Origin of the sequence: Exiguobacterium acetylicum, from assembly GCF_019890935.1 — a bacterium.
GTDB lineage: Bacteria > Bacillota > Bacilli > Exiguobacteriales > Exiguobacteriaceae > Exiguobacterium_A > Exiguobacterium_A abrahamii.
In genome coordinates this window covers 451,747-477,275 of record NZ_CP082333.1, presented here as the reverse complement: position 1 = coordinate 477,275, position 25,529 = coordinate 451,747, and the positions used below count along the sequence as shown (strand labels likewise).

The 25,529-nt window shown below is 48.9% G+C and carries 23 protein-coding genes and 4 riboswitches; of the genes, 10 read left to right on the top strand and 13 right to left on the bottom strand.

Annotation, left to right across the window (positions count from 1 at the left end; genetic code table 11):
• Positions 1-28: 28 nt before the first annotated feature.
• The 12 genes from K7G97_RS02540 to mtnK all read right to left on the bottom strand — a co-directional run bounded on the left by K7G97_RS02540 (position 29) and on the right by mtnK (position 15,853).
• Entirely contained in the window at positions 29-949 is a 921-nt protein-coding gene (locus K7G97_RS02540) for a proline dehydrogenase family protein (protein ID WP_262415784.1), read from the bottom strand.
• A 75-nt stretch (positions 950-1,024) separates the two neighbouring features.
• Complete coding sequence (locus K7G97_RS02535) at positions 1,025-2,329, bottom strand: NCS2 family permease (protein ID WP_195865827.1); 1,305 nt, start codon at positions 2,327-2,329, stop codon at positions 1,025-1,027.
• A 135-nt stretch (positions 2,330-2,464) separates the two neighbouring features.
• Positions 2,465-2,566: riboswitch (purine riboswitch) on the bottom strand.
• A 68-nt stretch (positions 2,567-2,634) separates the two neighbouring features.
• The gene (locus K7G97_RS02530) at positions 2,635-3,666 is read right to left on the bottom strand and encodes an acyltransferase family protein (RefSeq protein ID WP_223041304.1); all 1,032 of its coding nucleotides are present in this window, start codon (positions 3,664-3,666) and stop codon (positions 2,635-2,637) included.
• A gap of 112 nt (positions 3,667-3,778) precedes the next feature.
• Positions 3,779-5,299, bottom strand: a complete 1,521-nt coding sequence (gene guaA / locus K7G97_RS02525) for a glutamine-hydrolyzing GMP synthase (protein WP_223041971.1) — start codon at positions 5,297-5,299, stop codon at positions 3,779-3,781.
• A 129-nt stretch (positions 5,300-5,428) separates the two neighbouring features.
• Positions 5,429-5,530, bottom strand: a riboswitch (purine riboswitch).
• Positions 5,531-5,570: 40 nt separating this feature from the next.
• Positions 5,571-7,643 carry a transglutaminase TgpA family protein gene (locus tag K7G97_RS02520; RefSeq protein WP_223041303.1) on the bottom strand — a complete coding sequence of 691 codons (2,073 nt, stop codon included), beginning with the start codon at positions 7,641-7,643 and terminating at the stop codon, positions 5,571-5,573.
• The gene (locus K7G97_RS02515; RefSeq protein ID WP_055970223.1) at positions 7,640-8,722 is read right to left on the bottom strand and encodes a DUF58 domain-containing protein; all 1,083 of its coding nucleotides are present in this window, start codon (positions 8,720-8,722) and stop codon (positions 7,640-7,642) included. The genes K7G97_RS02520 and K7G97_RS02515 overlap by 4 nt, the downstream gene beginning before the upstream one ends.
• Positions 8,719-9,675, bottom strand: a complete 957-nt coding sequence (locus tag K7G97_RS02510; protein WP_023467045.1) for an AAA family ATPase — start codon at positions 9,673-9,675, stop codon at positions 8,719-8,721. The genes K7G97_RS02515 and K7G97_RS02510 overlap by 4 nt, the downstream gene beginning before the upstream one ends.
• 365 nt (positions 9,676-10,040) lie before the next feature.
• Positions 10,041-11,045 (bottom strand): ABC transporter permease, encoded by a 1,005-nt coding sequence (locus K7G97_RS02505; RefSeq protein WP_029340729.1) that lies wholly within the window; start codon positions 11,043-11,045, stop codon positions 10,041-10,043.
• Positions 11,042-12,550: a sugar ABC transporter ATP-binding protein gene (locus K7G97_RS02500; RefSeq protein ID WP_223041302.1), complete on the bottom strand. Its 1,509-nt coding sequence runs from the start codon at positions 12,548-12,550 to the stop codon at positions 11,042-11,044. Before K7G97_RS02500 ends, K7G97_RS02505 begins: the two co-directional genes overlap by 4 nt.
• Entirely contained in the window at positions 12,547-13,629 is a 1,083-nt protein-coding gene (locus K7G97_RS02495; protein WP_223041301.1) for a sugar ABC transporter substrate-binding protein, read from the bottom strand. Before K7G97_RS02495 ends, K7G97_RS02500 begins: the two co-directional genes overlap by 4 nt.
• 11 nt (positions 13,630-13,640) lie before the next feature.
• Positions 13,641-14,690, bottom strand: coding sequence for an S-methyl-5-thioribose-1-phosphate isomerase (mtnA, locus tag K7G97_RS02490; RefSeq protein ID WP_223041300.1), 1,050 nt, complete (start codon positions 14,688-14,690; stop codon positions 13,641-13,643).
• Positions 14,687-15,853, bottom strand: a complete 1,167-nt coding sequence (mtnK, locus tag K7G97_RS02485) for an S-methyl-5-thioribose kinase (protein ID WP_223041299.1) — start codon at positions 15,851-15,853, stop codon at positions 14,687-14,689. The genes mtnA and mtnK overlap by 4 nt, the downstream gene beginning before the upstream one ends.
• Positions 15,854-15,931: 78 nt before the next feature.
• Positions 15,932-16,035, bottom strand: a riboswitch (SAM riboswitch).
• A 205-nt stretch (positions 16,036-16,240) separates the two neighbouring features.
• A riboswitch (SAM riboswitch) is annotated at positions 16,241-16,342 on the top strand.
• 70 nt (positions 16,343-16,412) lie between these two features.
• Between mtnK and K7G97_RS02480 the strand changes: the two genes are divergently transcribed.
• The 6 genes from K7G97_RS02480 (at position 16,413) to K7G97_RS02455 (ending at position 20,858) form a co-directional block, all read left to right on the top strand.
• A complete protein-coding gene (locus K7G97_RS02480; protein WP_058714038.1) occupies positions 16,413-17,603 on the top strand; it encodes a 2,3-diketo-5-methylthiopentyl-1-phosphate enolase in 1,191 nt (396 codons plus the stop codon).
• Positions 17,600-18,259 (top strand): 2-hydroxy-3-keto-5-methylthiopentenyl-1-phosphate phosphatase, encoded by a 660-nt coding sequence (locus tag K7G97_RS02475; protein ID WP_223041298.1) that lies wholly within the window; start codon positions 17,600-17,602, stop codon positions 18,257-18,259. The genes K7G97_RS02480 and K7G97_RS02475 overlap by 4 nt, the downstream gene beginning before the upstream one ends.
• The gene (locus K7G97_RS02470; protein ID WP_023467033.1) at positions 18,256-18,876 is read left to right on the top strand and encodes a methylthioribulose 1-phosphate dehydratase; all 621 of its coding nucleotides are present in this window, start codon (positions 18,256-18,258) and stop codon (positions 18,874-18,876) included. Before K7G97_RS02475 ends, K7G97_RS02470 begins: the two co-directional genes overlap by 4 nt.
• Positions 18,877-18,892: 16 nt before the next feature.
• Positions 18,893-19,429, top strand: a complete 537-nt coding sequence (locus K7G97_RS02465) for a 1,2-dihydroxy-3-keto-5-methylthiopentene dioxygenase (protein ID WP_023467032.1) — start codon at positions 18,893-18,895, stop codon at positions 19,427-19,429.
• Positions 19,430-19,553: 124 nt separating this feature from the next.
• The gene (locus K7G97_RS02460; RefSeq protein WP_029340721.1) at positions 19,554-20,042 is read left to right on the top strand and encodes an arsinothricin resistance N-acetyltransferase ArsN1 family A; all 489 of its coding nucleotides are present in this window, start codon (positions 19,554-19,556) and stop codon (positions 20,040-20,042) included.
• A gap of 60 nt (positions 20,043-20,102) precedes the next feature.
• On the top strand, positions 20,103-20,858 hold the full coding sequence (locus K7G97_RS02455) for an MBL fold metallo-hydrolase (RefSeq protein ID WP_223041297.1): 756 nt from the start codon (positions 20,103-20,105) through the stop codon (positions 20,856-20,858).
• 68 nt (positions 20,859-20,926) lie between these two features.
• Here K7G97_RS02455 and K7G97_RS02450 read toward each other — a convergent pair whose 3' ends face one another.
• A complete protein-coding gene (locus K7G97_RS02450; protein WP_223041296.1) occupies positions 20,927-21,565 on the bottom strand; it encodes a pentapeptide repeat-containing protein in 639 nt (212 codons plus the stop codon).
• A 175-nt stretch (positions 21,566-21,740) separates the two neighbouring features.
• Between K7G97_RS02450 and K7G97_RS02445 the strand changes: the two genes are divergently transcribed.
• From K7G97_RS02445 to K7G97_RS02430, 4 genes are all read left to right on the top strand, one after another.
• The gene (locus tag K7G97_RS02445) at positions 21,741-23,063 is read left to right on the top strand and encodes a Y-family DNA polymerase (protein WP_223041295.1); all 1,323 of its coding nucleotides are present in this window, start codon (positions 21,741-21,743) and stop codon (positions 23,061-23,063) included.
• The gene (locus K7G97_RS02440) at positions 23,047-23,376 is read left to right on the top strand and encodes a YolD-like family protein (RefSeq protein WP_023467027.1); all 330 of its coding nucleotides are present in this window, start codon (positions 23,047-23,049) and stop codon (positions 23,374-23,376) included. The genes K7G97_RS02445 and K7G97_RS02440 overlap by 17 nt, the downstream gene beginning before the upstream one ends.
• 51 nt (positions 23,377-23,427) lie before the next feature.
• Entirely contained in the window at positions 23,428-24,240 is an 813-nt protein-coding gene (locus tag K7G97_RS02435) for a ZIP family metal transporter (RefSeq protein WP_023467025.1), read from the top strand.
• A gap of 357 nt (positions 24,241-24,597) precedes the next feature.
• Positions 24,598-25,434 (top strand): undecaprenyl-diphosphate phosphatase, encoded by an 837-nt coding sequence (locus tag K7G97_RS02430; protein ID WP_133208356.1) that lies wholly within the window; start codon positions 24,598-24,600, stop codon positions 25,432-25,434.
• The last annotated feature ends 95 nt before the right edge of the window (positions 25,435-25,529 follow it).

Genomic DNA, 25,529 nt, shown 5'->3' with positions numbered 1-25,529 from the left:
AAGAGTTTAAATCCTCTTCGCAAAGTCTTTACCTTCTTAACATGGCTCCTACTGTAAACGCGATATTCGCTGGGCGTTCTGCTAACCGTCTCATCAAATACGTATACCAGTCCACACCATGCGGAACGTAGATGACGACACGATAACCTTGTCGAACTAACTCTTGTTGTCGTTTCGGTCGCATGCCTTGAAGCATTTGAAATTCAAACCGTGATGGATCAATCTGTTTCATTTGAGTAAAGTCAATGATTTGCTGAATGATCTGTTCATCATGTGTCGCGATTTGCGTGTAGTTCCCATTTAACAAATTAACTTTTACTAATTGAAGGTATGTCTCATCGACTGTCTTCTTCGGTTGAATATAGAGTTCATCGTCTCCATCGTATGCCCCTTTGACGATACGTACTGTTGCCTGAAGACGTTCTAGATCAAAACGACTTCGATAGACGTTTGCCTGTAACGCAATCCCGACGTTTGGATATCGTTCATGCACGCGTTCGAAGACTCTGACGATTGACTCAACCATCATCGCTTCTTCCATGTTGACTGTCACGCGCATGTTTTGTTGATCTGCAACCTCTGCAATACGACTCAACTGTTGATAGGCGATATCCGGATCGATTCTTAATCCAATCGATGTTAGCTTTAGCGATACTTGTGCATCTAGATCATGTTCTTTGATTTGCCCGATGACTTTAATACATTCATTTGCGATGTCTACCGCGTCCTGCTCCGTCTCAATGAACTCTCCTAGACAATCCACCGTAGCAGCTCGTCCATCTTGATTAAATTGTTTCACAGTGTCGAGTGTCTCTTCTGCGCCCTGTCCTCCGACGAATAATGTTCCACCAAGCGGCAATCCGACTTTTCTCGCTAATTGAATCAGTAACCTATTCTCAGCCAAGTACTCAAATACAGGTCCAGTAATCTGCTGTAACATCTGAATCATCCTCTCTCTTCTCCCTTACCCTCTCCCAATAAAAAAAACGTCTTTCTTCTATATAGAAGAAAGACGCAGTTTGGATTAATGCAACCAGATGAAGTAACCGAGGAAACCGAGTGATAATACATACATGATCGGATGCACTTCTTTTGCTCGTCCTTTCGCGATCATCGTGACCGGATAGAAGAGGAAACCGAATGCAATCCCTGTTGCGATTGAATACGTTAACGGCATCATGATGACGGTCAAGAACGCGGGAACCGCATACTCGAATTTTTTCCAATCGATCTGGAGCAATGAAGCTGCCATCAATACACCGACGATGATTAATGCAGGTGCCGTGACCGGCGCTGTGATGATTGCAAGTAATGGCGAGAAGAATAAAGCAAGACCGAAGAACAATGCTGTGACGATTGCCGTCATACCTGAACGACCACCTGCTGCGACCCCTGCACTGGATTCAACGTAAGAAACCGTTGTTGATGTTCCAAGAATCGAACCTGCTACCGTCGCTGTTGAGTCAGCGATTAATGCGCGACCAGCACGCGGTACTTTATTTTCTTTAATCAGACCAGCTTGGTTTGCTACTGCAACCAACGTACCTGCTGTATCGAAAAAATCAACGAAGAAGAAAGTCAGGATGACAATCATCATTTGAACCGTGAAGATTTCATCAAAGTGGAGGAATGCCTGTCCAAATGTTGGCGCGATACTCGGTGGTGCTGAAACAATCTCACCAAGACTTGTTGGGACTGGAATCAAACCGAAGATCATTCCAGCAATCGCCGTCACGATCATTCCGAAGAAGATTGCGCCTTTGACACCACGTGTCATCAAGATCGCCGATACGACAAGACCAAATACCGCGAGAAGTGTTGTTCCTTTACTTAAATCACCGAGTGAGACGAGTGTCGCTTCATTCGCAACGACGAGACCACCTGTTTTTAAACCGATGAACGCGATGAACAATCCGATACCTGCTGCAACAGCCATTTTCAACGGTTCTGGAATTGCGTTGATGATGACCTCACGAATACCTGAAGCCGTCAATACCATGAAGACAAGACCTGAGACGAGAACGCCTGAGAGTGCAGTTTGCCACGGAATACCCATTCCGATGACGACACTATAGGCGAAGAAAGCATTTAGTCCCATACCTGGTGCAAGCGCGATTGGATAGTTCGCGAGTAACCCCATCGTGATGGAACCAATCATTGCGACGAGCGCCGTCGCTCCGAAGACCGCTCCTGCATCCATTCCCGCGTCCGCTAATGTGTTTGGATTGACGAACAGGATGTACGCCATCGCAAAGAATGTCGTCATGCCGGCGATGAACTCTGTACGCATGTTCGTACCAAGCCCATTGAAATCAAAGAAACGCGCAATCGCATTTTCTTTTGCTTTCGGTTGGTGTGGCTGTTTCAATTGTGTGCTCATGATTGCCTTCCTTCCAAATAAGCCGTCTCCTTGAAAACAAAAAACGGCCCTTACCTAAGCGGTAAAAGCCGTTTCAATAAGCGCACGATGCTGCGTGTGCGCCGTAGTAGGAACCTTTACGGTGTTCCTGTAGAGACTTCCGGGCCCTATCCCCAGAATTATACGGCATTATTTATGTTTTTTAGTGGTATGAAAAATAAGAACAGACACATCGTAGCACGGTCAAATTCACGGGTCAACCATAAAAGCGAAATTTAACCACTTAATTTATCCGAACGTTCGGTTTTGTAAGCGTTCTTCTGTTCGGAATCTACCTTGATCCATTTCGATAGTTGCAGTGTCATTGGGAAGTTTCCAAGTAAAACTAATATTAGAATGGTTGTCATCCCAACCCATACCAGATGCCAACTCTCTACATTGTCATAGAACGATGCAGCTACCATCGCTTTGACGATAAAACCGTGTCCGACATAAATCGGTAATGTGTGAGCACCCAGTGTTGTTCCAATTCCATGTCGTCGTGGTATCCAAGCAAAAAAAGCGCAGACTAAAAGCAGTTGCAAACCATACAAAGAAAGTCGAATACCTGCTCCTTCTAAACCGAGACCCATAGGAGCATAACCGCTTGTACCACTCAACAATTGAAAGTTCAAAATCTCTGGGTAACGTAACAGTAGGACGATTGCGATTCCGCCCATCCCTAATCCAAAAACCTTTGCGCCACCCGACGTCGGAAAGGTTAACTTGTGTCGTCGTAATGTATAGCCCAGTAAAAAGAACGGGAAAAATACGATAATCCGTGAAGCACTGAGTGTCCAACCAATCGTTTCAAAAAAGCCGAGATAAACACTGACCATGATGCTTCCTGCGACAAAGTACCATAATGACACTTGTAGAAAGTGATTGATCCAGACGATTCCCCACAACATTAACGTCCATATAAATACGGCAAACAGATACCAATAGATATACGCCGGTTGCAGCGTCCAAAACGCATATTGTGTAAGTCCCATCCACTTTGTCACTGCGACGAATACCGTTTGTACAAGTAGAAACAGTACAAGATAGTCTAGTGTGAGTCGAAGAAGACGAGATGTCGTCATCCGTCCCTTTGTAAAATAGCCGGAGATGAAGACGAATGCCGGCATATGAAACAGATAAATGAAATGAAACAGGTTCGTCATACCGACATCTTTTGAAATCATCGGTTCAATCAAATGACCGAATACGACGAGCGTAATCAATCCGAATTTTGCATTATCCCAATATGCATCACGTTTGTTCATAACGAATATCCTTACCTAATCCTTTAGAATAATAAGCTCCATCTCATAGTGTAGCAGGAGATAACAAAAAAGCACCACGTTCTTTTTACAGAAACGTGGTGCTGATCACTTATTACTCCCACTCAATCGTTGACGGTGGTTTCGACGTCACATCGTACAGGACGCGGTTAACGTTCTGGACTTCGTTGACGATTCGGACCGAGATCTTCTCAAGCACGTCCCATGGGATACGTGCCCAGTCTGATGTCATTCCGTCAATGGACGTGACAGCACGGATTCCGACCGCATAGTCGTATGTCCGCTCATCGCCCATGACACCAACCGATCGGATTGGAGGAAGGACTGTGAAGTACTGCCAGATTTCGCGCTCGAGTCCTGCTTTTTTGATTTCATCGCGAAGAATGAAATCAGATTCACGGACGATTTCGAGTTTCTCATCTGTGATTTCACCGAGGACACGAATTCCGAGACCTGGTCCTGGGAACGGCTGACGCCACACGATTTCATCAGAAAGACCGAGTTCCTTCCCGAGTTCACGGACTTCATCCTTGAACAACGTGTTGATCGGTTCGATCAATTCAAACTGCATGTCTTCCGGCAATCCACCGACGTTGTGGTGTGATTTAATTGTTTGTGCCGTATCCGTACCGCTCTCGATGATATCCGTGTAGAGCGTACCTTGGGCAAGGAAGTCCATGTCCGTCAGCTTCGAAGCTTCTTCGTCGAAGACGTAGACGAACTCGTTGCCGATGATTTTACGCTTCTGCTCTGGATCCGAGATACCACGGAGTTTGTCGAGGAAACGGTCCTGGGCATCAATCTTGATGACATTCATGTGGAAGTGATCCGCGAATGTCTTCATGACGCTCTCTGCTTCACCCTTACGCAATAAACCGTGATCGACGAACATACATGTCAATTGATCACCGATTGCTTTGTGGATCAAGGCTGCAACGACAGACGAGTCGACACCACCAGAAAGTGCACAGAGGACTTTTTTGTCGCCGACTTGTTCTTGAATCTTCGCTACTTCGATTTCGATGAAGTTCTCCATCGACCAATCGCCTGCACATTGACAGACTTCAAAGAGGAAGTTCTTGAGCAATTCTTTTCCGAAGACCGTATGGTTCACTTCCGGGTGATACTGCACACCGTACATTTTCAATTCTTCGTTCTTGATCGAAGCAATCGGACATGACACGTTCGTTCCATCGACGACGAATCCGTTTGGCACAGATGTGACGAGGTCGCTGTGGCTCATCCAGACCGTTTGTTCAAGCGGTAGATTCGCATACATCGGTGACGGGTCTTGTAACGTCAATGTGGCTTTTCCATATTCACGATGTCCCGCACGTTCTACTGTTCCGCCGAAATGTTGTGACATGAGCTGCATGCCGTAACAGATCCCGAAGATTGGAATACCGAGGTCGAAGATTTCTGGGTCACACCGGTACGCATCCTCTGCGTAGACACTACGTGGACCACCTGAGAAGATGATACCAGCAGGTGCGATTTCCTTTACTTCTGCTGCAGTGATTTTATGCGAATGCAACTCACTGTAGACACCAAGGTCCCGAATACGACGTGTGATCAATTGATTGTACTGTCCTCCAAAATCGAGGACGAGAATCATTTCCTGGTCCAAATGTGCTTCCAAATCTGTTCCCGCCTTTCTGATTTCATGCGTACCCTATGAAAAAAGCCCACTCTTCGCCCATGGATAAAATGGAAAAAGAGCAGGCCGCTTCACAAAAAAATGTATACGAAGGGTCTGCTCCTTCATAGTCAGGTCGTTTAAGGTGACCCGGTAGAGACTCTCGCGCCATATTCGCGAGTATATACAAAGGAGATTGCATGTGTGTGATTTACGTTGTTCCCATTGTAACTGTATCGTTTCGTAAATATCAACCCTCTACATGACGAATGATATTTTCGAAATATTCACGTTTTTTCTCAGCCGACAGTGATTCTCCACCATAGACCATCCGTTCGTAAGCATCCGTCAACGGTCGCATCGCATACGTTTCGTAGTACCCATCGACTTCATGAGCGAGTTCCGCAAGCGTCCGACCATCTTGATAATGGAATCCTTTTTTATCAAGACGTCGTAAGAGGTAGCGATACATCCGGCGGAATCCTTCCGGTCGCTCGATTTGTCTTCGGAAGAAGAGAATCGCGAGCGTTCGAATGATTGGTTTTCGGAACAGATAGAGGAACAAGAGAGCAAGTGCCGTCAGGAAGATTGGCCAAAATGGAATTGACTTCTGCTCCGTCTGTCCAGCGCTAGTCGTCTGTTCTTCATCAAGAAGATTTTCTTGCGGACGATTTGGCGTCGTTGTCTCCGTATTATCTTCTGTCTCACGTTGCGGATTTGCTTGTTCCGTCTCGTTATCCGTTTCCCGATCGATCGTGTATTGTCCTGCTCCATCGAAACTGACTGTTGGCTCAAGCGGTACCCAGCCTGGTCCTTCGATGTACACTTCGACCCACGAGTGCGCATTTTTATTCCGCACTGTATAACTCGTCACGGCAGCTCCGATGACGTCGGATTCGCCTCCTGTGAACCCTTTCACCCAGCGTGCGGGTAACCCGGCTGCCCGTAGCAAAACAGCAGCCGACGTCGAGAAGTTGTCACAGTATCCGAGCTTCGTCTCGAACAGGAATTGATCGACGTAATCCTGATTTTCTCCTGGTACAGCGACTTCCTCCGTATTGTATTCAAAGTTCTCTTCTTCGAAATAATTTTCAATCGCCCGTGCCTTGTCCCACGGTGTCTCCTCACCCTCAACGATTTGTTCCGCTAAATCACGGACACGCTGTGGTAAGCCATCCGGCAATTGGAGATACCGCGCTGTTTCATTCTCCGATAAATTGATGGGTTCATCTGTCTGAAGTTGTTCTTCCGTAAAGAGCGGATATGAATAGTCAATTTGATAGTTACGTTGACGATCCGCCTCGTCTAGATACGATATTTTTTGATTCTCTGGATCAACCAAGACATTTTGTCGTTGTTGATCGACCGCGACCCGGACGTTATCTCCGTTATATGGAACGAACGGTAATTCACGTGCCATCTCAAACGTCGCTGTTTCTTCACGCGTCTTGACTTCTCGCCCGAAGTGCGAGAAGAAGCCACGCGCATCGATTTCCGGATTCGACTCTGACAAGACCCAGCCTTTGCCGGTATAAATGTCTTTCGTCTCGACTCGCCAGTATCGGTTCCCTTCACTTTCAACTTGGAAAACTTCCCGATCATCCATCTGGAACGGTCCTCCGAGTTGCTCGTCATTGTTACCATAGCCAACCTTTTGAATTGCATTTGTCGGCTCTCCTTCACCTTCAAGACCGGACGTCAAATCGTACCAACTGTCTTGCCATGTCGCATTGATGACAGGACTTTGGACAGCAGCGACGATGACGGCACCCATGATGAATAAGGCACTCAACGGACGAACGTAAGAAGCACGTGGTCGTTCGTTGACCTCCGTCGCATACAGCAATAGCAAGGACAAGATGATCGGATAGAGAATGAACGTCTCTCCCGAGTAATCCGTCCATGTATCACAATACGCGATGAATCCAATGACTCCGAAGGCAAGTCCGAAGACGAACCCACGATTCGGGAACGTCCGACGCGCGAGATAGGCGATCAAAAAACTAATCAAACCGATCGAAAGCGCGAAAGCGGGTCGTCCTGGTAATTCACCATTGATGACGCTCTGAATATCTGAACTGATTTCCGTAAAGATACCCCATGGTGCTGCTCCCGGCGTCAAAATCAGATAGAACGACAGCAGTAATCCACCGAGACTTCCGAGTAAAAAGTAACGCCGCGATAGATGCGACAACAGCAACGGCAGAAACAGCATCGGTAAAAATGACCAGAGATGCTCGAATGTCGTCAGTTCAAGAAGTGGTGGCATGAAACAAGTCAGGACGGATGCCGCGATGGCGTTCCAAATCAAACGTCGCATCATCGCACTCCCCTCCGTTCTGGTGTGTAGACATGAACGGTGGCTTCTTGATTAATCTTCGAAATCCATAGTTCATTGTTCGATTCAAGATCCGGTGTAATGAAAAGGACGTTCCCGCTTAATCGAAGCGCCTTAGACGAGTACTCCCATGACTCGATGAACGTCCGCGTCCGACTCGGCTGCGCCGTCATCAGGTAATGCGTCAGTTTCGCTCCTTCAAGCGGTAACGATAACGATTGAACGGCATGTCCGACGAGGTGAATCCGGTAGCTCAGCCGTCGTTTGTTCAACTGATCCGTCGCTTCTGCCAGCATCGAGATGACGCGTTCGAAGGCTTCACCCGCTTCCGTCCCCTCATCAAAGACGATCGTCGTCTCTCGTTCTTGCTCTCGCTCGAACGTCTTCGTCATTAAGCCTTGACGTTTCGCTGTCGCTTTCCAGTCGATCTGATTCATCCGGTCACCACTGACGTATTCCCGGACCCCGACGACAGTAAAGGACGATTGACGAAGATCAAGCGACACAGGGGAGATTCCCCCATCGCCACGATCCTCCTCATGCGGAAGTTGAACGGCAAGACGTGCCGGTTCGATTGCAAGATACGTCTCGACCGGAAACATCCGTTTCCGCTTGAACAGACCGAATGGATCCGTAATTTCAACGATACAGCCAGGGATCTGGTAGACTCCTCGACGAATCGATGGAATCGTGTAGTCGATTTGCTCTGTCTTCCGGTAGTGGGCACGGAGCGGACGGCTGATATCGAGTTTTTCTTCGCTGAGTTCGTTTGGAATCGCCTCCGTCACCTCGACGGCTCCGACCAGAAACGGAAAACGTCGGCGAACCCGTAAGGAAACCGGGATATCCGTTCCGGCAACGAGCATCTTATTCGAGACTTCGCGCGTCGCCAGTGCCTGCGTGACGGGCCAAACGAGGAAGAGCGTCCAGTAGACGGTCAAACCCGCCATGACATAAAACAGCAAGGAAGCGACATTTCCGCCATCGACGCGCGCATATGTCCATAAGGCAACCGTCGTCAAAAGGAGTACAGCGTAACGCCAACCAATTTGCCACTTCGTCATAGGGACTCCACGTCTTGTTGGATGGGTACAGCAACCTCTTTTTTGATTTGTTCTAAAATCCGTTCAGACGATTGACCGTGATAACGCGCGTCCGCTGTCAAAATCAAGCGGTGTGACAGGACCGGAATCAAGAGATGTTTGACATCATCCGGTAAGACGAAACTGCGCCCTTCCATGTATGCCCATGCTTGCGCGACTTTCATCAAGGCAATCGAAGAACGGGGACTTGCGCCGAGATAAAGTGAACCGTTCGTCCGGGTCGCTTGGACGAGATGGACGATATATTTTTTGACAGGCTGTGAGACATGGACGTTCTTGACTTCTTCTTTCATCTGGAGCAATTGCTCGCGACCAATCACCGCTTCGAGCGTTTCAATTGGTTCATCCCGTTCGAAACGTGTCAGCAGCTTCATTTCTTGGTGGAAATCAGGATAACCCATTTTGACTTTGACGAGGAAACGGTCGAGTTGTGCTTCTGGTAACGGATACGTTCCTTCGTGTTCAATCGGGTTTTGTGTCGCCATGACGAAAAAGGGATTCGGAAGCGTATGAATCTCACCATCGACGGTGACGTTCGCTTCCGCCATTCCCTCGAGTAAGGCAGATTGAGTTTTCGGTGATGTTCGGTTGATCTCATCGGCTAAGACGATGTTCCCCATTAGAGGACCCGGTCTATATTCGAATTGGCTTGTTTTCTGGTTATACATCGATACACCCGTCAAATCCGACGGAAGTAGGTCTGGCGTGAACTGAACACGTTTGAAGGTCAACCCGATCGATCGGCTGAACGCACGGACGAGCATCGTCTTCCCGACTCCCGGTACGTCTTCTAATAGGACGTGACCGCCCGCTAGTAGTGCTGCCAATGATTGTGTGATGACATCTTCCTTACCGATGATGACTTTCTCTACGTTGTCGATAATCGCTTGAATCTCCTTAGTGTATGTTCGCATTGTCAGGCCCCTTGCTCTCGTAGTAGTTGAATTTTCTGACTTTTTATATCATCTCATATTCCGCTACGCTTTTAAAGAAATACGAGCAGTTTCTAGCACATGAAAAAGGGGGAACGCCGTAGCGTTTCCCCCTTATTTGTTTCAGGAACGAACACATGCCGTGATCCGTTCTTGAACCGTGCGGTTGCACGTAAAACACGAATACATCCGTGTCAATGGACAACGTTCGTCAAGTCCGGTGATCCTCTTCTTTCAGAAGCGACATGCGATCGTTCCCTCTACATTGGTAATCATTCATGTGCATCACCATCCTTTCATATATTGAATATTACCGAATATGTTATAAACGAAACGTCGAATTTTAATTATTTTTTTCGATACCGCGCATAGGTCGTCGCGAGTGCGACCGCAAGGACCAGCCCTTTGATGATATTCAACGAATAGTATGGAACAGACAGCATGACGAGACCATTTTCAAGAATCCCGACGAGACAAGCCCCAACGAGTGTGCCAAGCGCATTCGGCTTCCCTTGTCCTGCGAACGACGAGCCGATGAATGCGGCTGCGACCGCTGGCATCAGATAACCGGAACCGGCATTGATTTGTGACGATCCGACTTGTGACGCAAGCAAAATCCCACCGACTGCCGCAAGTAACCCAGCAATCAGATACGCGAGTGCCCGGTAGCGGTTGACACGAATTCCTGTCAGTCGTGCGGCTTCCGGATTCCCACCGATGATATAGAGAAAACGACCGTGTCGCGTATGGCTTAAGAAGACGTGTGTCACAGCGACGACGACGAGCATGATGACGATGATCCAAGGTGCCTGGCTGATTTTCGCGAATGCCTCCGGAATCGTGCCGACTGTTGGTGTACCGTCCAGGCGCGGCATTCCGGCACTGATTGAACCACCACCGGTATACGTCATCGCGACACCTTCGACGATAAACATCGTCGCAAGCGTCGCAAACAAATCCGGAATCTTAAACCAGACGATGAGTAAGATGTTCACCAGAGCAACGCTAAGAGATAAGAGAAGTGCTAAACCAATCGAGACACCGAGCGGCAGACTGTACCAGACGAAGAACGAGACGACGAAAGAACTCGCAAGCGTCGCGGTCGACCCGACCGATAAATCAAATCCATTGACTGTCAAAGAGACGGTCAAGCCGATCGCGATAATCGTCACGATGGAGATACTTCGTAAAATATTAATCAAATTCGTCCCTTGTAGGAATGTTGGAGCCGTCGTCGCAAAAAACAGGACGAGGGCAAGGATCGCGAGGACGATCCCCCAGTCGTTCAAGAATCCGAGGACAGGACGTAAACCCTTCCCTCGGTTCGTTTGTTTTGATACTACCTCATTCATCGTTGCCCTCCTCCTGTCGCATACCACAACAAGGTTTCTTCTGATGTGTCCGCCGTCTTCGTTTCATGGACGATCCGTCCATCGAACATGACGTAGATTCGGTCCGTGACGGTCAAAAGTTCATCCCATTCACTCGTCGCGTAAAGGATCCCTTTTTGTTGTTGCGCGAGTCCGTCAATCAGACGATAGATATCTTGTTTGGCTCCGACGTCGACACCTTTTGTTGGTTCGTCCAAGACGAGTACAGAAACATCGGTCAGTAACCATTTTCCGATGGCGACTTTTTGTTGATTCCCACCGGATAGTTGACCTACTTCCTGTTTCACGTCTGCCACTTTAATGCCCAGCTCCTTGACCCATTGCGATGCCTGATCTGCTTCTTTGCGACGATCCATCAGCCCCCAACGGTTGACGAAATCATGAGCTGCCGCTGCTGTTAGGTTTTCTGCGACAGAATCGGCAACGAGGATCCCTTCTTTTCTTCGTTCTTCTGGAACGAGACCGATCCCCGCTTGAATCGCAGCTTGTGGATTGCGAAGGCGATGGGCTTTTCCACCTATCCGAACCTCCCCTTCCTGAAACGGACGATCACCGAACAATGCTTTGCATAATTCCGTTTTACCGGCACCGACAAGACCCGCGATACCAACGACTTCACCTGCTTGAACCGTCAAGGAGATCTCGTGGACGTCCGCATTCGTAGCACTCTCGACCGTCAATACGTTCGTTGCATTTACCCGTGACGTTTTCGCAACAGACGTAAGCTGACGCCCGAGCATCTGCTCAACGACAGCTTCCTTCGTGATGTCTGCCAAAAGATGTCGCGAGATGAGTTGACCGTCGCGCATGACCGAGATGGAGTCGCAAATCTCATATAGTTCCTGTAAACGATGCGAGATGAAGATGATCCCAAGCCCTCGTTCGGCTAAACGACGCACGACTGAAAAGAGATGGCTTGTTTCCGCCTGACTGAGAGGTGCCGTTGGTTCATCTAAAATCAAAAAACGGCGTTCTTGGACGAGGGCGCGGGCAATCAATACGAGTTGCTTTTCAGCAAGCCGCAACTCCTCGACACGTGTCTTGACGGAAATATCCGCCTGTAATGTCGCTAACGCTTCCTTGGCACGCTGTATGTAACGGCGTTGGGATACGAAGCCAGTCATCGTTCCGTCCGTCAACAGATCGAGACAGATATTCTCAGCGACCGTCAAATACGGGACAAGCGCCACATCGACCTCTTGTTGGACGAGGTCGATTCCAATCTGTTTCGCATCACGTGGTGATGTGATGGACAACTCCTTCCCGTCGAGACGGATCGTTCCTTCGTCCGCCGTTTCCGCTCCGGATAAGACTTTCATCAACGTCGACTTACCGGCACCATTCGCACCGACAAGCGCGTGGATTTCACCGGATTTCACTTCAAACGAGACTTGTTTTAAGGCTTGCACTCCTGGAAACGCCAGTGAAATCCCGGTCATCTTCAAGTGATGATTGGTAGACGTCATTGTTTTTTATGGACGTCACGCAACCGGTCCATCCACGGTTCATTGAATTTGTCCGATGTACTCCATCCTTTGATGATCGTATCGAGATTGTACATCGTCGTATCCTGCTTCAACGCCTTCTGCTCCACGAGTTTCGCGTCGAGATCAAAGCTGTCCGGTGTCTTCTCGCCAGCGATTTTCTTAGCCAGTAATCGCATATCCGTTTGTCCAATCAAGAATGGATCCACCGCACTCGTCGAGACCCAGTTACTGTCTTTTTCACGCATCAGGTTGATATCCTGATTCGAGACATCGATCGAGATCAGCGGGATTTCTTGACGTTTATTATCCTTGAGCGATTTGTAAGCCCCTTTTGCGACTTCGTCCCACGCTCCCCAAACCGCATCAATGCTTCCTTTCGGATATTTCGCGAGAATCGCATTCATCTTCGTTGCGATATCCCCTTGGACATCTTGGAAGTTTGTCGGTCCAACCGTCTCAAGCGTTTTGATCTTACCGTCTGCTTCGTACGTCTTGTAGATTTCCTGACGACGATCGAGCGGGGCAAAACCTGGTCCGAACCAAAGTTTGATGACACGGACCGGCTTTTTGTCCGTCACCTTCGTCACTTCATCAAGGGATAGCTTCGCGAGTTGATGATCGTTTTGGAACGTTTCCGTCACACCTTTTAACGCCGTTCCTTTTTTCTTCGTGACCGTATCAAACGTCACGACCTTAAGTCCTTTATCGACCGCCGGTTTGATCATGTCATAGGCGTAGTCTTCCTTACCATGCGAGATGATGAGCCCATCATAATCTTGCTGAATCGCTTGTGCGACCAGTTCCTTGAACTTGACGTCATTGCCTTCTGAGATGAACGTGCTGACTTTAAAGCCGAGCGCTTCGCCTTCACTTCGTGCGCCATCAAGGAATTGTTTCGTATGGTCGTCCGATGCCAGGTTGCGGATGACGGCGATCTTGACGTCCGATTGAACCCCTTTTGGTACATCCTTGACGACCTTCGTCGTCGTCGCTTCTCCATTCGCACAAGCCGCTAGTAACAGTGCCGGTGCTAGGACGGCGTAAGCTAGTTTTTTCATGACATATCTCCTTATCCGAGGGGTTGAAGCCCTGTTAATTGTTCAATCGTTTCTTCATTCGGTTGCGTGATGACACCAAGTTCGGTAATGATGCCTGTGATTAAGGTGTGTGGTGTGACATCAAACGCTGGGTTGAAGACGGCGACGCCTTCCGGTGCTGTCGCAATACCTTGGACAGTCGTCACTTCCTGCGGATCACGTTCTTCGATTTCGATCGCGTCTCCGGAAACGAGCGAGAAGTCAAATGTTGAGAGCGGTGCTGCGACGTAAAACGGAATACCAAAAGCTTGCGCGAGCAATGCCAATTGGAACGTCCCGATTTTATTCGCCGTATCTCCGTTTCGTGTAATGCGGTCGGCACCGACGATGATCGCATCGATCTGTTTTTCTTTCAGCGTGTGAGCGACCATGTTGTCCGTAATTAACGTGACATCGATCCCGGCACGTTGCAGCTCCCATGTCGTCAGCCGTGCTCCCTGCAGTAACGGTCGCGTCTCACTCGCAAAAACGGATAATTCGATGCCGCGTTCTTTTGCGATGTAGAACGGCGCAAGTGCCGTTCCATAAGCAGCGGTCGCAATCGACCCAGCATTACAAATCGTTAGGATCCGGTCGCCTGACTGGAACAATTCCAGTGCATGAATCCCGATTTGACGTGACGTCTGCGCATCCTGGTCGTATAAGGCGACCGTCCGTTTTTCCAACCGTTCGCGGATCTCTTCTACCGACGTCCCGTCTTGAATGATTGGATTCAATTGATTGAGGACATTTCGCAAGTTGACGGCCGTCGGTCGTGTCGCGAGTAACGTCGCCGATGTCTCAAGCAAGACTTGCTTGTAGACCGGAAGCGCCGCTTCAAACCGGTACGCTTCTTGAACGAGTACGAATCCCCCGAATAAGCTGATCGCAGGTGCGCCCCGAACGCGCAGTTGTTTAATCGCCTCAACCGCTTGCGCAAGATCAGCAATGACTTCATAGTGCTCTTCTTGCGGTAGACGTGTCTGATCGAGAATCGTCAAGACACGATCTTCGTAACGGATACTTTGAACGAATGTAGTCATCGGCTGAGTTCCTCCGTTACGTCAAAGTTTCGTAAATCATCGAATGTCCGGCATTCTGTACGGCGTTTGATTAACGCTGTTCCTAGACGGAGCGCGTGACGTTTCCGCTCTAAGCGTTCCGTCGTTGAATCGATTGATTCTAAATCAGCGACCGGTGCAAGACCAATCGTCCGCCGAATCAATTCGCAACCGGCAAAGCCAAGGGCATCCTGCAAGATCGTGCTCAGTACATCATCGACGAGTCCTGATGCCTGGAATGGTTCGACGGCTTCCCGTTCCCATAATGCACGGAACGTTGAAGCGAACGTCAGCCAGAACGTATCGATATCCTTGATTCGGGCGTCACGTCGTGTAGGGTAATCCGGATATGCCGCGAAGAATAGATGCGCAATGAACTGCCCGACATCGAATCCGAATGGACCATAAAAGGCGAATTCAGGGTCGATGACTTTCGTTTCCGTCGCCGAGGCGAAGATGCTTCCTGTATGTAGATCGCCGTGCAGCAATGCATCTCCTTTCGTGATGAAGAGCGCTTCAAGTTTTGCGACTTCGCGTTTCAACTCATCGTCTGCCCATAGACGTGCCACCTCTTCTTCGAGTCCGGTTTCAATCTCGTTCGTCTCCGCGTCATGAAACGGATCCGTGAAGATTAATTTTTCCGTGATGTCGCACAAGTCTGGATTGTAGTACGTTCGGGCGACACGTTTCTTTTCAACCGGACCAAGCGCAAAGTCCGATGTATGGAATAACGTCCGAGCGAGATAAGAACCGATATGTTCCGCAAGCAACGGATACTGTTCACCTGCGAGTAAACCGCTTCGAACGATCGTCAGATGTGAAAGATCTTCCATGACCGTATACGCCTCTTCATGACTAGCATGAAAAACACGTGGCACGAACGGTACGGCATGCCGTGCGAATTCACGGAGTGCGGATTGCTCGATCCACGCTCGTTCGAGCGATAACGGCCAGCTCTCCCCGACGACCTTCGCATATGGTAATGCTTGTTTTAAAATCAAGCGATGTTCGCCTTCTCGAATCCGAAAGACGAGGTTGAGGTTCCCGTCGCCAATCTCTTCTGCTTCGACGGCTCCATCGCCGATCAGTCCTAATGTCCGAACACGATCAATCGCGTCCTGTTCCGTGAATGCTTTATATGTCATCTCAGTTTCCCCCTATGTGATACACGAAAAAGCGCCTCTTTTCGTCATCGAAAAGAGGCGCAGAAAAGTCACTGCGTCCTCTTATCTCTCAGACGAAACGTCTGTTGGATGTAGCACCGTGCCTAGTGGTCGGTTGCTGCGGCGTCATCGGGCCAATTCCCTCTGCCAACTCGCGATAAGAGTCGTATGTAGTTGTCGTGTGTGATATTGATTTGAATCTTACGCAATCAACTTCCTCGCTGTCAAATCGAAATCAAGCAGAAACGGACATCATTTTTAAGTCATCTATAGAAAGAGTATTTTCAAAAAAATAAATTTTCTAAAAATAGTTTGACAAGTCACGATTCTCATGTAAAAATTGCAATTAGATTTCACAATTTCATCCAATTCTTATCAAGAGCAGACGGAGGGACAAGCCCTACGATGTCGCAGCAACCGACCTTTTGGCACGGTGCTAATTCTTGCAGCTACTAAGCTGACAGATAAGAGTCCACGTTCGAATCATTCATGGTCTCTTGTCGCTGACGAGAGACCATTTTTTTGTTGAAGGAGGAAAGACATGGCTTATATCACTGCTACTTATCAATTGACTGCCCGTGATCGACTCGAGCAACGCGCTGAACAACTCGCGCTTGGTCTGACAGTCGGTTCTTGGACGGAACTGAATCATCTCGAACAACAACAACTCGCCTCGTTCAAAGGGGAAGTCGTACATACCGAAGAGCGCGATGGCAAAGGATATATCACGATTCGTTACCCGGAACATAACGTATCGCGCGACTTTTCTGCGATTCTGACGACCGTCTTCGGGAAACTTTCACTCGACGGTGAAATCAAATTAACGGAATTGCTACTACCCGATACATTTACGTCGGACTTTCCAGGTGCAAAGTTCGGGATCGAAGGGGTCCGTTCCTTGATCGGTGTCGAAGATCGCCCATTATTAATGAGCATCTTCAAAGGAGTCATCGGACGCGATTTATCGTTCCTTCGTGATCAACTCGAAGGACAACTCGCTGGTGGGATCGATCTCGTCAAAGACGATGAGATCCTATACGACAATCCATTGACACCGACGATTGACCGGGCACGGATCGGACGTGAGGTCATCGATGCTCACTTCCAACGGACCGGTAAACGTGCGTTATATGCGATCACACTCAGCGGTCCCGTCTTTACGCTCAAGGATCAAGCCAAGCGATTGATTGATGCTGGAGCGACTGCTTTCTTGCTGAATACCTTCACATACGGACTCGACGTCTTACGCGAACTGGCAAGTGATCCGGAAATCAACGTTCCGATCTTCAATCATCCGGCATATAGCGGTGCGTTGATCGCTAGCCCGAATCACGGAGTCGCAGCTCCTGTCTTACTCGGCACATTACCGCGCGCTGCTGGAGCAGACTTGACGCTATTCCCGTCTCCTTACGGCAATGTCGCTTTGCCAAAGGATGTCGCTCGTGGCATCGCGGTCGAAGCGACCCGTCTCGGGCAGACGAAATCGATCTTCCCGGTTCCTTCAGCCGGTATTCATCCTGGACTCGTCGCTCAACTCGTACGGGACTTCGGGATCGATTCCGTCATCAACGCCGGTGGCGGCGTACATGGTCATCCGCAAGGTGCTGCGGCTGGCGTCATTGCTTTCCGTCAGGCACTCGATGCGGCACTCGCAAATGAATCCCTATCGACGGCAGCATCGCGTCATGAAGAATTACGAATTGCCCTCGACGCTTGGGGGATCAAGTCATGACCGTACGGATTCTTTGTGACTTCGACGGGACGGTGACGACACAGGATAACATCATCGCACTCATGCAGGCATTTGCGCCAGCGAGTGACTTCGAACCGTTGAAACACGGCGTACTCGACCGGACGTTATCGATCCAGAGTGGCGTCGGGCAAATGTTCTCACTTCTGCCGTCTGACGGAAAAACAGCCTATCTTGACTTTTTGTTGGAGCGTGCGGTCATTCGCGACGGATTTTCGGAGTTACTGCAGTACAGTCGTCGTCAAGGCATCGATTTTTCGATCGTCAGCGGTGGAATGGACTTTTTCGTCGAACCGATCTTAGCGCCCTTCCTCGACCAAGAACAGATTTACTGTAACGTCGCTGATTTCAGTGGTCCATTCGTCCATATCGATTGGCCAAACGCCTGCGATGCCCATTGTACGAACGGGTGCGGCTGTTGTAAAACGTCCGTTGCCCGGACACTACGTAAAGGTGGTGACGTCATCATCGTCATCGGCGACTCGGTGACGGACTTCGAACTCGCAAAACAAGCGGATCGTGTCTATGCCCGTGATTATCTGATCACGTTGTGTGAAGAGAACGATATCGCCTATACACCGTTTGAGACGTTCCACGATATCGTTCATGATTTAACACGAGCGGAGGTGACAACATGACATTCATGCGACGCTATGAAGAATTACGAGCCATCAAACAAGAGCTTGCGGCGCGCGATTGGTTCCCTGGTACGAGTGGCAATCTCGCCATCCGGACATCCGGTGTCCCGGTTGAATTCCTTGTGACGGCAAGCGGAAAAGATAAACGGCAGACGACTCCTGACGACTTCGTTCATGTCGATGCGACCGGTCAATTGATCGGTGAGCAATCCGGGCGTCCTTCCGCTGAGACATTACTCCATGTCGAAGTGTTCAATCGAACGGACGCCGGTTGTTCCCTGCATGTCCATACGATTGCGAACAATGTGATTTCGGAACTCTATGGCGATCAAGGCAGTATCACCTTTTCCGGTCAAGAAATCATCAAGGCACTCGGACACTGGGAAGAGGATGCGACGGTCACGGTGCCAATCATTCCGAATCATGCGGACATCCCGACGCTTGCCGCTGCTTTTGCACCTCATGTCACAGCGGACAGTGGTGCCGTCCTGATTCGCAATCACGGAATCACGGTCTGGGCACCGACCGCCTTTGAAGCAAAGAAACACCTCGAAGCCTTCGAGTTTTTATTCAATTACACGTTGACGTTGCAATCATGCCGTCAATCCATTCATTAAAAGGAGGAATCATCTCATGGCAACAGTCTTATTCCAAGAAACAAACACACGGTATACGGATCAAACGGAAGTCGCTGACTTCCTTGCGTCACGCGGCGTTCTTTACGAACAATGGGACGTTTCGAAACTTCCAGCGCCTCTCGTTGAGAACTTCACACTGACGGATGCAGACAAACAAACGATTCTCGATACGTTCGCTCCCGAAATCAAAGACGTATCAGAACGTCGTGGGTATCAGACAGCTGATATCATCTCACTTTCAGATACGACACCGAACCTGGATGAGTTGCTCGTCAACTTCCAGAAAGAACATCACCATACGGATGATGAAGTACGTTTCATCGTCAGCGGTCACGGCGTCTTCGCGATCAAAGACGAAGAAGTCGGCTACTATAACATCGAACTCAATCCTGGTGATTTGATTTCCGTTCCTGTTAACACACGCCACTACTTTACGCTTCAAGACGATCGTAAAGTCGTTGCTGTTCGAATCTTCGTCACGACAGACGGCTGGGTTCCGATTTATGAAAACGAGACGTCAACGGTCTCTTAAGAACGATATAAGCGCTGATTTCCTTTATAAGAAGGAAATCAGCGCTTTTCTTATCGCACAAACATATCACTACATTGACACATAACCGATATAATGAAGGAAAAGCGATGAGGAAGTGAGCGTCATGCATATTCGTCCCGTAACGGAACACGACTTACCAGCGATTCTCGCCATCTATAACGAAGGCATCGAAGATCGAATCGCAACGCTTGAGACCGACCAAAAGGACTTATCCTTCATGACCCAGTGGTATGCAGAACGCACCGATCGATATGCCGGATATGTCGCTGAAGATGACACAGGTGTCCTCGGCTTCATTTCCCTCGATCCGTATAATCCGCGTCCTGTCTACGCATCCGTCGGTGAGATTTCGGTTTATATCACCCGGACTCATCGTGGACAAGGGATTGGCACACGTTTGCTTGAAACGGCTGAACAACACGCCCGTGATCATCAGATGCATAAACTCATCCTCTTCACCTTCCCATTCAATAAAATCGGACAAAAACTCTATATCCGCTCTGGATTCAGGATCGTCGGAACGTTTAAGGAGCAAGGACAGTTGAACGGTGAATATGTCGACGTCATGGCGATGGAGAAACGCTTGCGATAGGATTCATTGAATGCCAGACGGGGAATAGTTAATCCGAGTCATTGAGAGAGGATGAACCTAATGGATATTCAACAAATTCGCAATGCAACACTCGTAGTCACGTATGCCAATCAAGTCTTACTGATTGATCCGTTCCTCGGCGAAAAAGGCAGCTTGCCTCCCTTCGGTCAAACACCGAATGCCGTCGCCAATCCACTCGTCGACTTACCGGTCGATGTCAATACACTGCTCGATCCTGACGCTGTCTTTGTCACGCATCTGCATGCCGATCATTTCGATGATGCTGCTAAACAACTTCTACCCAAGCATTTGCCACTCTATGCGCAGCAAGAAGAAGACGCGCAGCACATCCGAGAAGCCGGCTTCACGAACGTCTCTTCCTTCGATTCCGGTGTGACGATCGGGGATATCCAAATCCATCGAACAGGTGGACAGCATGGTGTCGGTGAAATCGGCGAACGGATGGGACGTGTGTCTGGGCTCGTCCTCACCCATCCGGACGAACCGACACTTTATATCGCAGGTGATACGATCTGGTGCGACGAGGTCGCGCATGCAATCGAACAACATACACCCGATATCATCGTCATCAACAGTGGCGCCGCCCAGTTCTTGACCGGAGAGCCGATCACGATGTCACAGCGTGATCTCCTTGCCGTACACGAAGCGGCGGCGGAAGCGACGATCATCGTCTCGCACCTCGAGTCCGTCAACCACTGTCTCTTGCGACGTGATATGATTGCTGACTTTTTAGCCGCCTTCCACCTTTCTGCCCATTTCCTGATTCCGGAGGACGGCGAAACGATGTCATTTTAAGAACAGTAACCTTCATTAAAAAGAAGTCCTGCTTTTCGAGTAACAATCGAAAGTAGGACTTCTTTTGGTTATGGAATGACAAGACCTAACAAGCGAGCAAAGGCGACTGCTTGCTCTTCCGTAATGACAGCGCCTGGTAAAAATCGCGGATCGATCGTAATACCAGAGAGTTCCGTCTGCCGGAGGTCGAGACCTTTTAACGGTGTTTCAATCCATTGGCTATCTGTAAGCCGGACCGCTTCGAGTTTCCAATGGGTCGGTTTCACTTCGAAGAACTGTGCTTCTTTCATCGTCGTTTCGCTCCAATGTTGATGACGGACCGTACTGCGAATGAACTGTACGTAATCCGCGAGCCCTTCCTGAATCGTTAAATGGTCCAGCGTACAATCTTCGAACTGAACACCCGTCATCCGGCATCCGGCGAAGGACACACGGTGAAAACGAGTTTCTTGGAAGTGACATCCGGTTAAGTCGCATTGCTCAAAACGAATATCTTCGAACGAACCACGGTCAAAGGTAAGATTCGCGAACGAGACATTTTGAAAACACACTTGATAGGCATCGATGCGTTCTGTCAGTTCACTCGGCATCGACTCTTTCTCATAACGCGCTCCTTTCAGATACGGGTCATCGATTTCGACTTGATCGAACGTCTCTGACTGAAGTGTCTTCGGTAATTCTGGTAAACGGATAACGGTCTCTTTCAATGAAGGTTCCCCCTTTTTTCTCTCCCTTAGTGTACCAAACTCCTTTTATATGAGGAGAAATCGTTCGAATTCCCCTTTTTCAACAGTTTTTATTTTGAGACACTTTGAGACCATGCTATAGTCAAGGAAAATCAAAATAAGAACATACGTTCTTTTATGTAAAGGAGTGATTCAGATGTTTCCTTCCGTCGTTTTACCACAAGATAAACGTATTTTTTGCGTCGACAGTGTGTCCTTCTACGCCAGCTGTGAATGCCAGTATCGCAATCTCCCCCCCTTGACGACACGCCTGGCGGTCGTCTCCGATTTAAAACGAAGCGGGTCCGTCATTCTCGCTGCCACCCCTGCCTTAAAAGCACTTGGAATCAAGACAGCCGGTCGATTATATGAAATCGAGCAATTGCCATACGCTGTTCGTCGTACGATTCGACTTGTCGAACCACGTATGCTCGCTTATATGAAGACGTCGATTCGTGTCCTGGATGTCCTGCACCAATTCGCCCCACCTGAAGCCATCCGCGTCTATTCGATTGACGAAAGTTTCATTGACATGACCGGAACCGATCGCCTATTTGGTTCCGACCTGCAAGCTGCCCTCAAAATTAAAGAAGCAATCCTGAAACAGACCGGCATCCACGTCCGCATCGGGATTGGTCCAAATAACGTCATCGCGAAACTGACGCTTGATTTAATCGGGAAAAAAGAAGGCATCGCGCGATGTGGATATGCTGATGTCGCACGACGTCTTCATGATTTTCCGATTCGAAAGATGTGGGGAGTTGGACATCGCATGGAACAACATCTGCAGATGATGGGGATTGAAACGATCGGTGATCTTGCCATGCGCCCCGTTGAAGAGTTACACGAACGCTTCGGTGTCATCGGTGCCGAACTGTGGCATCACGCTTGGGGACTCGACGCGTCACCGACACTGCTTCCCCCACGTCATCTGTTCGAGAAAGCCCCTCAACGGACGATTGGACACGGTGTGACCTTAATGCAGGACTATTATCAGTTCGAACGCATCCGGAATGTGCTCAATGAACTGGTACAGGATGTTGCCGCACGTTGTCGCTTTTCGAATCAAGTCGGCTGGACCGTTCACATCGGTGTCCGTTATTCTCGAAACGTCGTCCGAAGTGGTTTCTCCCGTCAAGTACGGTTGCCTTATCCGACATCCGATGAACGCATCATTTTGCGTCACGTCTTACAATTATTCGAACCGAATTGGCTCGACGGGGAACCTGTTCGTTTTTTATCCGTCGCAGTGGGGCATTTGACTGCTGATCAAGGCACCTTACAGTTGTCTTTGTTCGAGGATAATGCGCGGCTCTGGAAACGGCGACGGTTATTAAAAGCAATGGATGTCGTCAACCTTCGCTACGGAAAAGGAACGATTCGCCTCGCTGTCTCGTTTCTTGATACGAGTGTCGCCAAACGTCGCCTTCGTTTTGTCGGCGGTCATCCGGGAGGTGATCGTCATGACAGCGTATCGTGATCGGGGAAATTTAAAATGGATTCCTTTTCTCATGCCGGAACATTTGCAATTGCTGCGGGAATACTATGTTCAGATGCATCAGCTCGACTTGCCTGAAATTGATGAACAGCTGCAAGAATCATGGCACTTTCTGCTTCAAGAAGCTTTAATAGAAGGAAACGAACTTGAAATCACGTATTATAAGGAAAGTAGCTACGTGACGGTCGTCGGTTTCGTCGAACGACTAGAACCCGAACGTTCCGTTCTCTTTCTGCGCGGACGTGAAGTCATTGAAATTCCCTTCACACGAATCGTCCGGATCGAAAACGGGTAAGCTCTCATACAGATGGATGCTTTAAATCGTGCCCGGAAAGAAGGAATAGTCATGTTGGATTGGTTTACTTCCCTCCCCGTCGTCGTGCAAGCATTACTTGCCGGAATGATGACGTGGGGGTTAACCGCACTTGGTGCGGCACTCGTCTTCGTCTTTACGACGATTGAAAAACGCGTCATGAACATGATGCTCGGTTTTGCTGCCGGCGTCATGATTGCCGCGTCGTTTTGGTCGCTGCTTGCTCCTGCGATCGAGTTCACGGAGCAGGATGGAGGAATCGCCTGGATTCCTGCCGCCATCGGTTTTCTCGCTGGTGGATTTTTCGTCCGTCTCCTCGACTTCGTTACGCCGCATTTGCACTTATCTGCACCACTCGAGACAGCGGAAGGTCCTTCGACAGGACTCAAGAAAACGACGTTACTATTTCTTGCGATCACGTTGCACAATATTCCCGAAGGTCTTGCGATTGGTGTCGCTTTTGGCGCCGCTGCCTTAAACATGGACGGGGCGACCGTCGCCGGTGCCTTGACGCTCGCACTCGGTATTGGGATACAAAACATGCCGGAGGGAGCTGCCCTATCGATTCCACTACGCGGTGAAGGAATGTCGCGTCGGCGCGCCTTCCATTACGGTCAATTGTCAGCAATCGTCGAACCGATTGCCGCGATGGTCGGAGCAGCCGCGGTCTTCTTCGTTCAACCGCTTCTACCGTATGCGTTATCGTTTGCTGCCGGAGCGATGATTTTCGTCGTCGTCGAAGAATTGATTCCGGAATCACAAGCAGAAAACGGATCCGATTTAGCAACGCTTGGTCTGATGGTCGGGTTTACGGTCATGATGATTCTTGACGTCGCTTTAGGATGATCCCGTTTCAAAACGAGTAGTGGACGATACTGTCTCCTGCTCGTTTTTCTGTTTGTAGATCCAGACATATTCCAGTGAAACCAATCGATTTGAAGTTTTTCTGACCTTGTGTCCTAACAGAAAGATTTCCCTTTCCTTCATGCCGTTTTAGTATGAATGGAAATGATCGAATTTCCTGATCTATCCGATGATACCTAAATCCATCTATTATCTTATCCAAACGAATTTAAATCGTACAACGCTTCTTACACATACGATCGTCTCTCAGACCTGCGCCCGATATTCCAATTAGTTCTATCTCACAAGAATAAAACATGATATGTTTTTAACTAGCACATCATATAGAAGGAGATTATCATGACAATCATTGAACTTTTAAAAGCGCTCTTACTCGGTTTCGTCGAAGGGATGACGGAATTTGCACCGGTCTCTTCCACAGGTCACATGATCATCGTCGATGACATGTGGTTGCAAACGACGGATTTTCTCGGTAAATATTCGGCGAACACCTTTAAAATCGTCATTCAGCTCGGATCGATTCTTGCGGTCGTCGTCGTCTTTTGGAAACGCCTCTTCAGCTTGATCGGTTTGTATAAGATTGAAGGCGAACATGACGCATCAGGCACACACAAGTTAAAGCTACGTCACGTCTTGATCGGTCTTCTACCAGCAGCTGTTCTCGGATTGTTATTCGAAGATTTCATCGATGAGAACCTCTTCTCGATTGAAACGGTCATCATCGGTCTTGCTGTCGGTGCCCTCTTGATGATTGCAGCCGATAAATTCGGACCAAAGGAACCCAAAACGACATCGCTTGATCAGATTACATATCGCCAAGCAGCACTCGTCGGTCTGTTCCAATGTATTTCCCTTTGGCCTGGCTTCTCTCGTTCTGGTTCAACGATTTCCGGAGGGGTCTTCCTCGGGATGAATCACCGGACGGCAGCTGACTTTACGTTCATCATGGCTGTACCGATCATGTTCGGTGCTAGTTTCCTTTCGCTCGTTAAGAACTGGGAGAACATTCAACCGAACCACTTCGCATTCTATGCTGTCGGTTTCGTTGCATCGTTCGTGTTTGCTCTCTTATCGATTCGCTTCTTCTTGAAGCTGATCAACAAGATCAAACTCGTTCCGTTCGCCATCTACCGTCTTGTCTTAGCAGCTGTCTTAGCTGTCATCGTCTACATGTAAGTTCAAACCGTTAGCTATTTTAGCTGACGGTTTTTCATTTTTTTGAAACTAATTCAGTCGCTTAAGGGTATATAGGGATGAGACATAATTAAAGG

Coding starts and splice junctions, on each gene's coding strand:
- K7G97_RS02435 (WP_023467025.1), top strand. CDS start 23,428: ATGTTGGATTGGTTTACTTCCCTCCCCGTCGTCGTGCAAGCATTACTT.
- mtnK (WP_223041299.1), bottom strand. CDS start 15,853: ATGACATATAAAGCATTCACGGAACAGGACGCGATTGATCGTGTTCGG.
- K7G97_RS02470 (WP_023467033.1), top strand. CDS start 18,256: ATGACATTCATGCGACGCTATGAAGAATTACGAGCCATCAAACAAGAG.
- K7G97_RS02530 (WP_223041304.1), bottom strand. CDS start 3,666: ATGAACAAACGTGATGCATATTGGGATAATGCAAAATTCGGATTGATT.
- K7G97_RS02505 (WP_029340729.1), bottom strand. CDS start 11,045: ATGAATGAGGTAGTATCAAAACAAACGAACCGAGGGAAGGGTTTACGT.
- K7G97_RS02440 (WP_023467027.1), top strand. CDS start 23,047: ATGACAGCGTATCGTGATCGGGGAAATTTAAAATGGATTCCTTTTCTC.
- K7G97_RS02520 (WP_223041303.1), bottom strand. CDS start 7,643: ATGATGCGACGTTTGATTTGGAACGCCATCGCGGCATCCGTCCTGACT.
- K7G97_RS02445 (WP_223041295.1), top strand. CDS start 21,741: ATGTTTCCTTCCGTCGTTTTACCACAAGATAAACGTATTTTTTGCGTC.
- K7G97_RS02465 (WP_023467032.1), top strand. CDS start 18,893: ATGGCAACAGTCTTATTCCAAGAAACAAACACACGGTATACGGATCAA.
- guaA (WP_223041971.1), bottom strand. CDS start 5,299: ATGATTCTCGTCCTCGATTTTGGAGGACAGTACAATCAATTGATCACA.
- K7G97_RS02480 (WP_058714038.1), top strand. CDS start 16,413: ATGGCTTATATCACTGCTACTTATCAATTGACTGCCCGTGATCGACTC.
- K7G97_RS02455 (WP_223041297.1), top strand. CDS start 20,103: ATGGATATTCAACAAATTCGCAATGCAACACTCGTAGTCACGTATGCC.
- K7G97_RS02510 (WP_023467045.1), bottom strand. CDS start 9,675: ATGCGAACATACACTAAGGAGATTCAAGCGATTATCGACAACGTAGAG.
- K7G97_RS02540 (WP_262415784.1), bottom strand. CDS start 949: ATGATTCAGATGTTACAGCAGATTACTGGACCTGTATTTGAGTACTTG.
- K7G97_RS02430 (WP_133208356.1), top strand. CDS start 24,598: ATGACAATCATTGAACTTTTAAAAGCGCTCTTACTCGGTTTCGTCGAA.
- K7G97_RS02515 (WP_055970223.1), bottom strand. CDS start 8,722: ATGACGAAGTGGCAAATTGGTTGGCGTTACGCTGTACTCCTTTTGACG.
- mtnA (WP_223041300.1), bottom strand. CDS start 14,690: ATGACTACATTCGTTCAAAGTATCCGTTACGAAGATCGTGTCTTGACG.
- K7G97_RS02500 (WP_223041302.1), bottom strand. CDS start 12,550: ATGACGTCTACCAATCATCACTTGAAGATGACCGGGATTTCACTGGCG.
- K7G97_RS02495 (WP_223041301.1), bottom strand. CDS start 13,629: ATGAAAAAACTAGCTTACGCCGTCCTAGCACCGGCACTGTTACTAGCG.
- K7G97_RS02475 (WP_223041298.1), top strand. CDS start 17,600: ATGACCGTACGGATTCTTTGTGACTTCGACGGGACGGTGACGACACAG.
- K7G97_RS02460 (WP_029340721.1), top strand. CDS start 19,554: ATGCATATTCGTCCCGTAACGGAACACGACTTACCAGCGATTCTCGCC.